Source organism: Pilosibacter fragilis (genome assembly GCF_032490495.1).
In the GTDB taxonomy this organism is placed as follows: domain Bacteria; phylum Bacillota; class Clostridia; order Lachnospirales; family Lachnospiraceae; genus Pilosibacter; species Pilosibacter fragilis.
Genome location: NZ_JAVYJB010000003.1, coordinates 142,960 through 155,707 on the forward strand (window position 1 = coordinate 142,960; position 12,748 = coordinate 155,707).

The window sequence follows — 12,748 nt, forward strand, 5'->3', positions numbered from 1 at the left end:
TAAGTTTACTCACCGCCTTTTTCCAACATCTTTTTCACTTCCTTATCAAAATCAGAAGTTATCTTTTGCGTTTTATTAAACTCTGCATATTCAGTGGCAGCTTTTTCTTTTGCCATTCTTCCGGAAATTTTCCCCTTGTCACGCAGAATATCATATCTACGGAAAGCGAGGAATTCATTTACGCTGGCAGCAAATTCCTCCATGGTAAACGTATTTTCTCTTTCTATCAAATCTTCTATATAATCAAAATATCCTGTTACTGCCCGTTCCAGTTGCCGAATTTGTTTTTCTTCCAAATAATTTTTAGCAATCAACACATCCGATTTCAAGATACGACCTTCTGGAGCATTTTTCCAAGTGGTTAGTCCCATATGTTCCTTCAGTCTGTCTGCTTTCGTATAAACAATTTCTGCCGCCGTTTGTCCCGTAATTGCATAATGAAATTTATTCTGCACCATCGCATAAAATTCATGGGTAACCTGCGCGTCCTTGTCATAGTCGATACTGCATTCCGCAAAAATATCAGTAATCTGCTGCCAAATACGACGCTCACTCGCACGGATGGAACGAACTCTTTCCAGTAATTCACGGAAGTAATCTTTTCCAAAAACGGTTTTTCCTTGCTTTAAACGCTCATCGTCCATAGCAAAGCCCTTAATCATATATTCTTTCAGAACACTTGTTGCCCAAATTCTGAACTGGGTCGCTCTGCGAGAATTTACACGATAACCTACAGAAATAATTGCATCCAGATTATAAAAATTTTGTGTTCTTTTTACCTGACGATTTCCCTCTTGCTGAACTATTTCCATTTTGGAAACAGTTGAATCCTGCGTCAATTCTCCGTCGCCATAAATATTAGACAAGTGTTTGGATATAGCCGGAACATCCACATCAAAGAGTTTTGCCATTGATTTTTGTGTCAGCCAAATTGTTTCATCATGGATGACAGCATTTACTGAAATATCCTCATCAACAGACTGGTACATTAAAAATTGGAATTCTCTACTCATACCCCACCTCAATATCTGCGATAATCTTGTCAATCTCGTCACGAAGCACCTGTTCACGAGCAACAATTTCTTTTATTTCCGCATTTAACTTCACAATATCAATTTTCTCTCTGGTATCCTCAACTTCAACATATGTGGATACAGACAGATTATAATCATTGCTGGATACTTCCTCATAACTTGCCAGATGTGCAAAATGTTTTACTTCTTCCCTCTTTGCAAACGCATCTACAATATGCTCAATATTCTCTGGTGTCAGTTTATTATTGTTGGTAACCTTCACGCACTCATTTGTAGCATCAATAAATAACGTCTTATTATCTGCCTTATTCTTCTTCATGACCATGATACAGGTTGCAATTGAAGTACCAAAAAACAGATTACTCGGCAGCTGAATGATACAATCCACATAGTTGTTATCAACTAAGTACTTACGGATTTTCTGCTCTGCACCTCCACGGTACATAATTCCCGGGAAACATACAATAGCGGCTGTTCCGTTGGATGCAAGCCATGACAGACTATGCATAATAAACGCCATATCTGCTTTACTTTTCGGTGCTAAAACTCCTGCCGGAGCAAAACGTGGGTCGTTGATCAGCAGTGGATTTTCATCCCCCGCCCATTTGATCGAATATGGCGGATTGGACACGATCAGCTCAAATGGCTCATCATCCCAGTGTTGCGGACTAATCAAAGTGTCTTCACATGCAATGTTGAATTTATCGAATCCTACATCATGCAGGAACATATTAATGCGGCACAGGTTATAGGTTGTAATATTGATCTCCTGACCGTAAAATCCGTTGCGGATCGCATCTTTGCCAAGAACTTTCTCTGCTTTCAGAAGCAGCGAACCCGAGCCACATGCCGGATCATATACTTTATTAATTTCTGTTTTTCCTACCGTTCCAAGCCGTGTAAGCAATTCTGACACATCCGCTGGAGTGAAGAACTCTCCGCCAGATTTTCCGGCATTTGACGCATACATCATCATCAAATACTCATATGCATCACCAAACGCATCGATGGAGTGGTCTTTCACATCTCCCAGCTTCATTTCGCCCACACCATTCAGTAATTTCACAAGCTTTTCATTACGTTTTGCAACCGTAGAACCCAATTTATTGCTGTTCACATCATAGTCATCAAACAGTCCGGCAAAATCACTCTCCGCCTCACTGCCTTTCGCAGATTCCTCGATATGACGGAATACCCGTTCCAATGTTTCATTTAAATTCTCGTCATCTGCGGCATTGGACCGAACATTGCAGAACAGTTCACTCGGCAGAATGAAAAATCCTTTTTCTTCTACAAGTCCCTCTCTTGCTTCCTCCGCATTTTCATCTGCCATTTTTGCAAAGTCAAAATCGGTATTGCCTGCATTGATCTCACCGCTATTTACATAATTACACAGATTCTCTGAAATATAACGATAAAACATCGTACCCAGAACATAATTTTTGAAGTCCCATCCATCAACTGCTCCGCGCAGTTCATCCGCGATTGCCCATATTGCACGATGCAGCTCATCACGTTCCTGTTCTTTTTTTGTATCAATCATTCCCTCTTCCTCCATTATCCTCTGGTACAAATTCCAAAATATCATCCACTCCACAATTTAAAACACGGCACATACTTTCCACGCTTTCCAAAGAAATATATCCGTTTCGTTTCAAACGTGTGATAATATTAGCCGAAAAGCCAGCCTCCTGTTGAAGCTGCGCATTCGTCATATCTTTTTCTATTAACAAATGGAATAATTTTTTATAACTGACTGCCATACCATATCCTCCATTATTTTGTTAGCAGGTATATGTAAATATTATCACGACATCGTGAGTTTTTCAACGACCACGAGTTAAAAACAGCCACTTGAATTTTCATATTCAACCAAACTGGTTGTTGATCTATTATCTCGAAAATGATTTACTTTTACCAACACTTGCATGTATGGAAACTTATAGTGATTTATTTCAGAAATAAAGAAAAATAAAGCAGCGTTTACATCCGTACAAATCGTCCTCAAGTTGAGGACGATTTGCCGTATATGACTTTCCGAAATAAGTATACATAAAAGCGGCACCCAGTATTTACACCAGATGCCGCATCCTGTTATTTTCTATTTTCTTCCCTCAACTATGAAACACAATCGTACAGACATACTCCCCATTCTTATAATCCTTCTTCGCAAACTGCTCCTCCACCAGCGTCTCCATGTTCATCCAGTATTCCTCAGCAGCCAACATGATATGGGACAGCATGATTCCCATGTTGAACTCCTTGAAGGCCTTCGCTCCTTTTCCGGAGAATGGGGCGGCTTTTTTCATGAAGATGTAGAGGCGGTCGGAGTAAACGACGAAGCGCCAGGGCTGGGAGTTGAAGGAGGACGGGGCGAGGCGGGCGGCGCGGAGGATCGACTTTACCTGTTCTCCCGGTTCATCCTTGAAGGCACAGAGAGCTGCCAGGGAGTTTCTGTGTGCCATGGACGAATCGCGGAACGGCTTTGCGAATGCTTTGCCGAAGGCGATCACGAGGAAACGCTTCAGTCCGTCTTTTTTATCCTCCCCTGCTTTTGTCGCTCCGAGATAGCAGGTTCCGAGTTCCTTCGATGTAAGGTAGAGGACTGCCTGCTCTGCTGCGTACCCGGCATTTCGCATGGAAAGGCGGTCATCGCCGCAGTATACCGCAAGGTAGTACGGTGCTTCCGTCTTCCAGAGTCCGTGGACCTTCAGCTTTTTGTCGGTGTTGTCCACGATCTCAAATTCTACCGGCTTTTCCTCATCTAAAAGCGCTACGGTTTTCAAATACCGTTTCAACGCTTCCAATCTCTCCGGCTCAATCTTTTCCATCCGGTATTCTCTGACGGAGTACCGGTTAAAAATCGCCTCATAAATACTCATAACTGCTCGCCTCTTCCCCTCATGCCGGATATTATCACTTTTCCCGGCAAACACTGCACCCTGATTTCATAATTGACAAACTGCAACTGCTCAGCAAGCCTGCATACTTGCTGCAATGATTTACATTTTGATACCTTTCAGTCCGTACTGCGTCGGTACGAACCAGAAATCTCTGACAAAAAATTCCTTTTTACGCCAGTTCTTCCATCTCATCCAGCAGCCCCTCAAACACCTTCACAGCCTCATTCACAACCTCCGGCTCTTCCATGTCAAGACCTACAAGCTTCAGTAATTCCACCGGTGTCCTGGAACAGCCGCCTTTTAAGAAGCGGAAATAGCCTTCCTTCGTCTCCGGGTCGCCTGCCAGGATCCGTCTCGCGATGGCCATCGCCGCCGAAAATCCGGTGGCGTACTGGTACACATAAAACTGCATGTAAAAGTGCGGGATCCGCTCCCACTCGTGGTCGATGTCGGAGTCGATCACGGTCTCTTTCCCATAATACTCCGAATTCAGCTCATGGTAAAGACCACAGAGCAAATCTTTTGTGAGCGGGGTTCCATTCCAGGAAAGCTTATAAGTCTCCCACTCGAACTCCGCGAACAGGGCCTGACGGAAAAGTGTCGTGCGGAACCGTTCCGCAAGCTGGTTCACCAGATAAAACTTCTCTTTTCTGTCCTTTGCCTCGTTGATCATGTAGTTTAAGAGCAGGATCTCATTGCAGGTGGAGGCCACCTCAGCCACAAAGATCCTGTATCCTGCGTAGGTGTAGCTCTGGTTCGCGTTGGAATACCAGGAGTGAATGGAATGCCCCATCTCATGGGCCAGCGTGAGGACAGAATTCAATGTCCCATCAAAGCTCATCAGCACATACGGGTGAACGCCGTAAGCGCTGTTGGAGTACGCGCCGCTTCTTTTTCCCTCATTCTCATAGACGTCGATCCAGCGGTTCTCAAATCCTGTTCTCAGGAGATTCAGATACTCCTCTCCTAACGGCTTCAGCGCCTTTAAGATCAGCTCCTGCGCCTCCTTGTAGGTGTAGGTCTTCTCATAATCTTCCGTCAGCGGCACATAGAGATCATACATGTGGAGCTCAGAGACATTCATATAGCTCTTTCTGAATTTCATGTACCGGTGCATCAGCGGCAGAGCGTTATGGACGGACTCGATCAGGTTGTCGTAAACCTTTTCCGGGATCTCATTCCCCGCCAGGTACATGGCTCTTGCGGACGGATATTTTCTCATTCTCGCATAGAAATTTCCTTGTTTGACATTTCCCTCATAATTTGCGGCAACGGTATTTGCGAACTGACGGTAGGAGGCGTACAGGGAATGGAACGCTGCCTCGCGGACACTCCTGTCCCTGCTCTCGATGAGCTTTCCGTATCTCGCGTGGGTCACATCCACCAGCTCCCCGTTTTCATCCTTCACCGGCTCAAATTTCAGATCCGCGTTGTTGAACAGGGCAAACACCGATGATGGAGTTCCCGAGATCTCGGAGGCGGCAGCTAAGATCGCCTCCTCCTTCTCCGATAACCTGTGAGCCTTTTTCGCCAGCAGACGTTCCAGCTGTTTCTTATAGTGGGCAAGCTCCGGAGATGCAAGAAATTCTGCCATCTTCTCATCCGGGATACTTAAAATCTCCGGATCCGCGAAGGAAGATGCCGCCATCGCCTTCACAGCCAGGGACTGGACTCTCGACACCAGCGCCTGGTTCTCGCTGACGGAGGTATCCTGGTCCCGCCTCTGCATCGCATACGCATAAAGGAGAGAAAGTGTCTCGTCCACAGACTCATCATATGTCAGATAGTTCTTCAGGTATTCCGCGGAGTTTCCAAGTTTTTCCCGGTATGCCTCATACTCCTGGATCCGCTCCTCCACACCGTCCATGAGTTCCTCGAACTTTTCCAGTGATTCGATCATGTCCTCCAGTTTCCAGGTATCCTGTTCTTCGATCTCTGAACGTTTCTTTACACTCTCAGCCATGGCTTTCTCTCCTTCTTAAATCAGATCTTTTTCATGATCTAATTTTTGCACAATCCCGCGCAAAAATCCATCCCATTTTTAATTTTTTCTCAAATTATTGCGTGTCCCCCCACTCCGTTCATCACGAAGCAAAGGTCATGAATGTTCACCAGTGACAGAATTCAATGTTGGTATATTTCGTATGTAAAAGAATGTGCCCTGATACATTGATTTGCCCCGCACAGCCACATACAGCAGCTTACACATTTGCGCAGGGTCATGCATTCAGGACACATTTCTCCATTTATTGGTCGGACCAATACAGCTATAAAAATACGTCTAACGATCAGATCAATCCCGACATGATCGGCACGCTCACAACCGTCATAAGTCCTGCTACCGCGATAGACAGGCTGCTCATGGCACCTTCCACTTCACCAAGCTCCAGGGCCTTTGCTGTTCCAATAGCATGGGCGGATGTTCCCAGTGCCAGGCCTTTCGCGATCGGCTCCTTGATTCCGATGAGCTTGAACCAGCCGTCCGCAACGATATTTCCAAGAATTCCTGTGATGATGATGCTCACGATGGTCATGGTCACGATCCCACCTGCTTCCTCAGATACGCCCATTCCGATCGCTGTGGTGATGGACTTTGGAAGCAGGGATACATAGTGCACATGTTCCAGCTTAAAGATCATGGACATCACATAGACGCTGACAACGCTTCCGATGACACCCGCGGTGATCGCCGTCGCAACAGCCGTCAAGTTTCTCTTCAACAGTTCCAGCTGCTTGTAAAGCGGGATCGCAAGGCATACCGTCGCCGGGGTCAGAAAATAGCTGATATAGGACGCTCCCTCATTATAATCCGTGTAGGTGATCCCCGTGGCCTTTAAAAACGCGATTACGAGAATGATCGCCACAAGCAGCGGATTTAACACCGGCCAGCCGAATTTCTTCTTTAATTCCATACCGATCAGGTATGCGAAAAGACTGACAAATACTCCAAAATATAACGGCATCTCTATTTCTCCCCTTTCTTCTGTCTCTTGATGATCCACTCTGCCGTCACTCCGGTGATGGACATGACGATGAATGTGGTCACGAAGGTAATGATGAGCATCGGGATCATGACAGCCTTCAGCTCTTCGATCTTATCAATAATTCCCACAGCCGCCGGGATAAACATCACCGGCATCAGATCCAGAAGCAGGTTTCCCGTAACTTCCACGTCAGAGAGCTTAATGATTCCGCTGCACAGACCGCCAAGAAGAATGAACAGACCATATACTCCGGCAGGTACCGGAAGCGGAATGAACTTATTTAAGAGTTCTCCGACCATTGTGATCCCGAAGATGATCACAATTTCCTTCACGTACTTCATAATGTTTCCTCCTCATTTTGTTGTCTCACGCAAAGACTAGCAACCATTTTAGCACCGCTTATGCGGAACGGCAATAGAAAAAAGCACGGAATTTTTCTTGAATTGGTCGATTTTTCTGTATATACTTATGTTCATGATATTGGAGACAAAAAGCTTTTACTCTCTCCGATACAGGATCACTCCGCACTGCGTGCTCTGGCAATCCGCAAAGCATTCCACTGCCCGGAATCAGTATGGTATTCCAGTAAATGACTTTCGGAAATTTTCCGGCTTTTTCAGGAGGATTTTTTTATGAAATTACACAGGGTCCATTCCCTTGATTCTTCCCAGATCAGACAGCTCCAAACCATGGTAAATAAATGCACCGATTCTGACGGAACCAGACTTTCGTTCCCGTTTGATGAGGCTGATCTCTTTCTCTATTTTGAACACGACGGTTCCATCGTCTCCGCCATCGCTTTTATCCCTATAGAGGGCCTGCTCTATGAATGCTCTGCCTTCACGGATCCGGAGTTTCGCGGTCATGGACACTTTTCTGGGCTTCTGGATGCGGGAATCGATGAACTTCCGGAAGATTCGGAGTTGATTTTTTATGCGGATAAGGGAAATTCTGCCGCTGCTGCCGTTCTGGAGGCGATCGGAGCAGAAATGAATTCCGAAGAACATATGATGAAGCTGCTGCCAGAAAACTTTTCCATCATTGACTGCCACTCCAGCCAGACAGGATCCGATGTCAGTGCCCTTGATTTAATTGCTGATATTCACTCTGAATGTCTGAATCTTGACGGCACTCTGACTCTCCGCTTTCACTCTGACCACGCCGTTATCAACTTCTCCGTCTTCCCTTCCCACTACTACCTCTATGGCTTTGAAGTGGAAAAATCCTGCCGCGGTAAGGGATATGGGACAAAGTTTTTAAGTACAGTACTTGCACAGTTGCTGAACGGTAACGCAGCCGCCATCGAGCATTCACCACTTTCGCCGGAAACTTCGTACCATATTTCAGACGTGAGAAGCGCAGGTGCCGCTGCTGACAATACTGCCCCACGCCCGGTCCTTCTCCAGGTATCCGGCGGCAACGCCCCGGCTCTCACCCTGTACAAAAAAACAGGGTTCCGTATCACCGAAACCCTGTGCTGCTATCTCTATTAAGTTATACCTTATCGGGACTGCTGTGGACTTTACGCTTCCGCAGTCCCCGAACCGCTCCTTACATCGGATCCTTATCGAACTGGAGCAGATTTTCCTTACTCTCCCGGTCCTCGATCTTCCGGCGGAGCGACAGCATCTTTAGATCTGTCTGCGCGATCACCTCAGCGCATTCCTTCAGCTCTTCACTGATCTCACTTGCATCTTCCACATCTTTCTTATACTTCATCTGGTGGTCAAGACTAGCCCAGAAATCCATCGCGATGGTCCGGATCTGGACCTCCACGCGCATATTTTCTTTCCGGTCGGAAAAGAATACCGGAACCTCGATGATCATATGGTAACTGCGGTATCCATTGACCTTCGGGCATCGGATATAATCCTTTACCATAAGGACATTGATATCATCCTGGCGTGCTAACATCTCAGCCACCGTATAGATATCGTCCACGAAGGAACAGATCACGCGGATCCCCGCCACATCGTAAAGGTTCTCCCGTACCGATTTTACGGAGATCGGGAAACCGCGGCGGTGAAGCTTCTCAATAATACTCTCCGGCTTCTTCACCCTGGATTTGATCATCTGGATCGGGTTTCTCTGATTCCGAATCGCCAGATCATCGTTCAATACCTCTAATTTCGTCTTCACTTCCCGGATCGCACATGTGTAACGCATATTCAATTCCCGGAACTGACGTGCCTCATTTAAAAAACTCTCCGGGATCTCGATCGTTCCCGGCGCGTTGACAGCAGACTGGTACAGTTCGCCGTTTGGGTTCATACTGATGTTCATTGGTAACTCCCTGCACTTTCCTGATTTTATTTATGCGACAGATCTTTTCCAGATATCTGCCGCCATGCCGCGAAAAGCTGCTTTGCTTCCGCCCTGCAAGATTTTCATAATTACGCGTAACCGTTCAGTACCCTCACAGTTACGCGCAAAAATCCATTCCAAATCGGCTGCGCCGATAGGATTTTTGCCTTCCAGCCTAATTTTTCTTACGGTCAGCGCAGTAAATGCGCAGACCTACTGAACAGTTACAATTATTCTATATTATACAGGAAATTCTCACATATGACAATGGGAAAATATAGGGCGTTTTATACAATACGTCCAAAAACATTGGCTGAAATTCTTCCTCTTTCCTTTACTTTCCTCCTGTTCCATGCTATGATAGCAATAGAATAATTTCAGTTATATCCGAAAAATTTTTCGTGAATTCAGGAGGAAATGTAAATGAAAACACTTGGCTACTACAACGGCAAATTCGGGCCTCTGGAAGAGATGACCGTTCCGATGAACGACCGCGCATGTTACTTCGGAGACGGAGTATACGAGGCAACGCTGGCAAGAAATGGAAAGATCTTCGCCCTGAAAGATCATCTGGACCGTTTTTTCAACAGCGCAGGTCTGATCAAGATCGATATTCCCTACACTAAAGACGAGCTGGCAGCAATTCTCTATGATATGCTGGCAAAGATGGACGATAAGGATATCTTCATCTACTGGCAGATGACCCGGGGAACCGGTATCCGTCAGCACCAGTTCCCGGAAAAAGGAACAAAGCCGAATCTCTGGATCTTCATGAAACCTGGAAAACCGGCCGACTCCGGCAAACGCTTAAAGCTCACTGATATGGAGGATACGCGTTTCCTGCACTGCAATATCAAGACTCTGAACCTTCTTGTCAACGTCATGGCTGCAGAGAAAGCGGAGTCCCTCGGATGCGGCGAATGTGTCTTCCACCGCGGCGATATCGTCACTGAGTGCGCCCACAGCAACGTCTCCATCATCAAGGACGGCGTATTTAAGACCCACCCGACAGACCACTATATTTTACCGGGAATCACAAGAATGCACATCATCCAGATCTGCAAGGATAACGGAATCATCGTCGACGAGACACCATTTACCATGGCAGAACTCATGGATGCCGACGAGATCATTGTCTCCAGCTCCACAAAATTCTGCTCCCCGGCCTGCGAGATGAATGGCACTCCGATCGGAGGAAAGGCACCGGAGTTAGTGGATCTGATCCAGAAGAAGTATACGGAAAAATTTGAAAATGAGACCATGTAAATGATCAGGGGCTGCCGCTCAGCGATATTCACATATCACTGAGACGGCAGCCCCCATTTTTATCCGTAACTGTTCAGTACCCTCACAGTTACATACAAAAATCCATTCCAGATCGGCTGCGCCGATGGGATTTTTACCTTCCAGCCCAAGTTTTCTTACGGTCAGCGCAGCAAGTGCGCAGACCTACTGAACAGTTACCCTTATCCATCTTTTCTCTGGAACACGCCTCCAATTCCAAGCTCCATCCGGTACTTGGCAACGGTTCTTCTCGATATCGGCATTCCTGCATCCTGTAAAAGACCTGCGAGCTGTTCATCGCTCCAGGGCTTTTTCTTATCCTCCGCCGCAACCAGTTCTTTCAGCTTTGTCTTTACTGTATTTCTGCTCACATCGCCGTTTCCGTCCGATGAGACGATTCCAGTCGTAAATAAGCTGCGGAACAGGACACATCCCGACGGCACTCTCAGATATTTGTCACGGATCGCGCGGCTGACCGTGGATTTGTGGATCTCCAGTACATCGCCGATATCCTCCAGTGTCATCGGTTTCAGCTGACCTTTTCCGAGGAAATAATCTTCCTGTCGTTTCAGGATTTCCCGTGCGATTCCCAAAATTGTTGCTCTGCGCTGCTCCACCGCGTTCATAATAAAGCGGGCTCTGCGCAGTTTATTCTCAAAATATGATTTTAATTCCTCATCCTGGGCGGTCTCCATCATATGAATGTAGAAATCGCTGACCTGGAGATTTCCAGTCCATTTATCATTCAGTTCGATGTTCCACTGCCCATCCTGAAACTCCAGGATCACATCCGGGAGAATATATTGGGCTTTCTCACCGCCGATCCCATTTAATGGGCGCGGATTTAAGTTCTTGATCACATGGATCAGTTTTCTCACCTCTGCTGAAGAGATTTTCAGGCCTCGCGAGATCGTGCTGATCTTTCCTTCCGCGATGTCTTGGAGATGGTTCCTTATTATGTCGGACAGGAGTTCTTCCTCGTCCATCCCACGAACCTGCATCAGAAGACATTCTTCAAGTCCTGACGCAAAGAGTCCCTGCGGCTCCAGCTCCTTCAACATAGAGAGAACTTCCTCCACCTGTTCTTCCGCAACTCCAAGATCTTTCGCAATATCTTTAGGCGGAATCATCAGATATCCACTCTGTTCCAGGGACTGGATGCAGAAGTCCACGATCTTTCGTTCCGTCTCCCCGATCTGCTCCCACTGGAGCTGCGTATTCACAAGGTCTTCCAGTGATTTCTCGCTGTCCTCAATCTCATACAGCTCATTTTCCCTTCTCTCATCCCGGTCTGTACCATTGTAAAACCGTTCCGTCTCTTTATAGGTAATCGGCGCTGCTTCTTCTTTTCCCGATGTATATTCCACCAGCGGATTTTCGATCTCCTCATTCTGCAGAAAATCCTTTAACTCCGTCATGGACATTGCCAGAATATTCAGAGACTCTACCTGAAGCTGCGAAAGCTGCTGCTTTGTCTGCAATGAAATTCCTGTCTTTATCTCCATGTCTCTTTACTCCACTCCGTTCTTCTCACAAAATTCTGCCAGACAGCATTTGTCACAGTACGGTTTCGTCCGCGCTGTACAGACAGCCCGGCCATGTTCTACAAGTCTGTGGCAGAAATCATTGCCCTCTTCCGGCGGGATGATCTTCCAGAGAGCCATCTCCACTTTTTTCGGCTCCTTGATCCCATCCACAAGACCGATCCGGTTCGTCAGGCGGATACAGTGGGTATCAGTGACGATCGCCGGTTTCCCGAATACATCCCCCATAATAAGGTTTGCACTCTTTCTTCCAACGCCCGGAAGCTTTAAGAGGGCATCGAAATCATCCGGTACGTTTCCGTGATACTGCTCGTAAAGAATCTTCATGCAGGCGCTGATGTCCCGGGCCTTGCTTCTTCCAAGGCCGCAGGGGCGGACGATCTCCTCGATCTCGTCCACATCTGCTTCCGCCAATGCCTTCACATCCGGAAACTTTTTGTAGAGATCCTGGACTACCACATTGACTCTGGCGTCGGTACACTGAGCCGCAAGGCGGACACTGACTAAAAGTTTCCACGCCTCGTTGTAATCCAGGGTGCAGCCGGCATCCGGGTATTCTTTTTTTAATGCCGCAATCACTTTTGCCGCAAGTTTCTTCTTTTCTTCAAGTGTTTTTTCCATATGTATGCTCCTGTATATTTCCTGCCTGTTTTCCCCGCATGTCCAAAATCAGCTGCCGTTTATGTTTTTCATAG

Annotated in this window: 12 protein-coding genes; 2 read left to right on the forward strand and 10 right to left on the reverse strand. The window is 46.6% G+C overall.

Annotated elements, in window-relative coordinates:
• Nucleotides 1–5: 5 nt before the first annotated feature.
• The 7 genes from ABCW45_RS03270 to ABCW45_RS03300 all read right to left on the reverse strand — a co-directional run bounded on the left by ABCW45_RS03270 (nt 6) and on the right by ABCW45_RS03300 (nt 7,262).
• Entirely contained in the window at nt 6–1,013 is a 1,008-nt protein-coding gene (locus ABCW45_RS03270) for a virulence RhuM family protein (protein ID WP_015553548.1), read from the reverse strand.
• Entirely contained in the window at nt 1,006–2,577 is a 1,572-nt protein-coding gene (locus ABCW45_RS03275; protein ID WP_343220262.1) for a type I restriction-modification system subunit M, read from the reverse strand. The genes ABCW45_RS03270 and ABCW45_RS03275 overlap by 8 nt, the downstream gene beginning before the upstream one ends.
• Nucleotides 2,570–2,797, reverse strand: a complete 228-nt coding sequence (locus ABCW45_RS03280) for a helix-turn-helix domain-containing protein (RefSeq protein ID WP_015553550.1) — start codon at nt 2,795–2,797, stop codon at nt 2,570–2,572. The genes ABCW45_RS03275 and ABCW45_RS03280 overlap by 8 nt, the downstream gene beginning before the upstream one ends.
• Nucleotides 2,798–3,148: 351 nt before the next feature.
• Nucleotides 3,149–3,916 carry a nitroreductase family protein gene (locus ABCW45_RS03285; protein WP_343220263.1) on the reverse strand — a complete coding sequence of 256 codons (768 nt, stop codon included), beginning with the start codon at nt 3,914–3,916 and terminating at the stop codon, nt 3,149–3,151.
• Between the two features lie 190 nt (nt 3,917–4,106).
• Nucleotides 4,107–5,900, reverse strand: coding sequence for an oligoendopeptidase F (gene pepF / locus ABCW45_RS03290; protein WP_343220264.1), 1,794 nt, complete (start codon nt 5,898–5,900; stop codon nt 4,107–4,109).
• A gap of 325 nt (nt 5,901–6,225) precedes the next feature.
• On the reverse strand, nt 6,226–6,900 hold the full coding sequence (locus ABCW45_RS03295) for an LrgB family protein (RefSeq protein ID WP_015553553.1): 675 nt from the start codon (nt 6,898–6,900) through the stop codon (nt 6,226–6,228).
• A gap of 2 nt (nt 6,901–6,902) precedes the next feature.
• On the reverse strand, nt 6,903–7,262 hold the full coding sequence (locus ABCW45_RS03300; protein WP_015553554.1) for a CidA/LrgA family protein: 360 nt from the start codon (nt 7,260–7,262) through the stop codon (nt 6,903–6,905).
• Nucleotides 7,263–7,553: 291 nt separating this feature from the next.
• Here ABCW45_RS03300 and ABCW45_RS03305 point away from each other — a divergent pair, with 291 nt between their 5' ends.
• Complete coding sequence (locus tag ABCW45_RS03305) at nt 7,554–8,414, forward strand: GNAT family N-acetyltransferase (protein ID WP_343220265.1); 861 nt, start codon at nt 7,554–7,556, stop codon at nt 8,412–8,414.
• A gap of 58 nt (nt 8,415–8,472) precedes the next feature.
• On the opposite strand, the gene ABCW45_RS03310 is transcribed toward ABCW45_RS03305, so the two are convergent.
• Nucleotides 8,473–9,204: a GTP pyrophosphokinase gene (locus tag ABCW45_RS03310; RefSeq protein ID WP_015553556.1), complete on the reverse strand. Its 732-nt coding sequence runs from the start codon at nt 9,202–9,204 to the stop codon at nt 8,473–8,475.
• A gap of 444 nt (nt 9,205–9,648) precedes the next feature.
• On the opposite strand from ABCW45_RS03310, the gene ABCW45_RS03315 reads away from it, so the two are divergent.
• Nucleotides 9,649–10,491 (forward strand): D-amino acid aminotransferase, encoded by an 843-nt coding sequence (locus ABCW45_RS03315; RefSeq protein WP_117470720.1) that lies wholly within the window; start codon nt 9,649–9,651, stop codon nt 10,489–10,491.
• Nucleotides 10,492–10,691: 200 nt separating this feature from the next.
• Here the strand turns inward: ABCW45_RS03315 and rpoN are convergent, their stop codons facing one another.
• Both rpoN and ABCW45_RS03325 read right to left on the reverse strand, forming a co-directional pair.
• Nucleotides 10,692–12,014, reverse strand: coding sequence for an RNA polymerase factor sigma-54 (gene rpoN, locus ABCW45_RS03320; protein ID WP_343220266.1), 1,323 nt, complete (start codon nt 12,012–12,014; stop codon nt 10,692–10,694).
• Nucleotides 12,015–12,020: 6 nt separating this feature from the next.
• Nucleotides 12,021–12,674: an endonuclease III domain-containing protein gene (locus ABCW45_RS03325; RefSeq protein ID WP_117567386.1), complete on the reverse strand. Its 654-nt coding sequence runs from the start codon at nt 12,672–12,674 to the stop codon at nt 12,021–12,023.
• Nucleotides 12,675–12,748 lie beyond the last annotated feature (74 nt).

Bases quoted from the DNA above. Each gene is read 5' to 3' on its own strand.
- ABCW45_RS03295 (WP_015553553.1), bottom strand. From the start codon at position 6,900: ATGCCGTTATATTTTGGAGTATTTGTCAGTCTTTTCGCATACCTGATC.
- ABCW45_RS03275 (WP_343220262.1), bottom strand. From the start codon at position 2,577: ATGATTGATACAAAAAAAGAACAGGAACGTGATGAGCTGCATCGTGCA.
- ABCW45_RS03280 (WP_015553550.1), bottom strand. From the start codon at position 2,797: ATGGCAGTCAGTTATAAAAAATTATTCCATTTGTTAATAGAAAAAGAT.
- ABCW45_RS03270 (WP_015553548.1), bottom strand. From the start codon at position 1,013: ATGAGTAGAGAATTCCAATTTTTAATGTACCAGTCTGTTGATGAGGAT.
- pepF (WP_343220264.1), bottom strand. From the start codon at position 5,900: ATGGCTGAGAGTGTAAAGAAACGTTCAGAGATCGAAGAACAGGATACC.
- ABCW45_RS03285 (WP_343220263.1), bottom strand. From the start codon at position 3,916: ATGAGTATTTATGAGGCGATTTTTAACCGGTACTCCGTCAGAGAATAC.
- rpoN (WP_343220266.1), bottom strand. From the start codon at position 12,014: ATGGAGATAAAGACAGGAATTTCATTGCAGACAAAGCAGCAGCTTTCG.
- ABCW45_RS03305 (WP_343220265.1), top strand. From the start codon at position 7,554: ATGAAATTACACAGGGTCCATTCCCTTGATTCTTCCCAGATCAGACAG.
- ABCW45_RS03325 (WP_117567386.1), bottom strand. From the start codon at position 12,674: ATGGAAAAAACACTTGAAGAAAAGAAGAAACTTGCGGCAAAAGTGATT.
- ABCW45_RS03300 (WP_015553554.1), bottom strand. From the start codon at position 7,262: ATGAAGTACGTGAAGGAAATTGTGATCATCTTCGGGATCACAATGGTC.
- ABCW45_RS03315 (WP_117470720.1), top strand. From the start codon at position 9,649: ATGAAAACACTTGGCTACTACAACGGCAAATTCGGGCCTCTGGAAGAG.
- ABCW45_RS03310 (WP_015553556.1), bottom strand. From the start codon at position 9,204: ATGAACATCAGTATGAACCCAAACGGCGAACTGTACCAGTCTGCTGTC.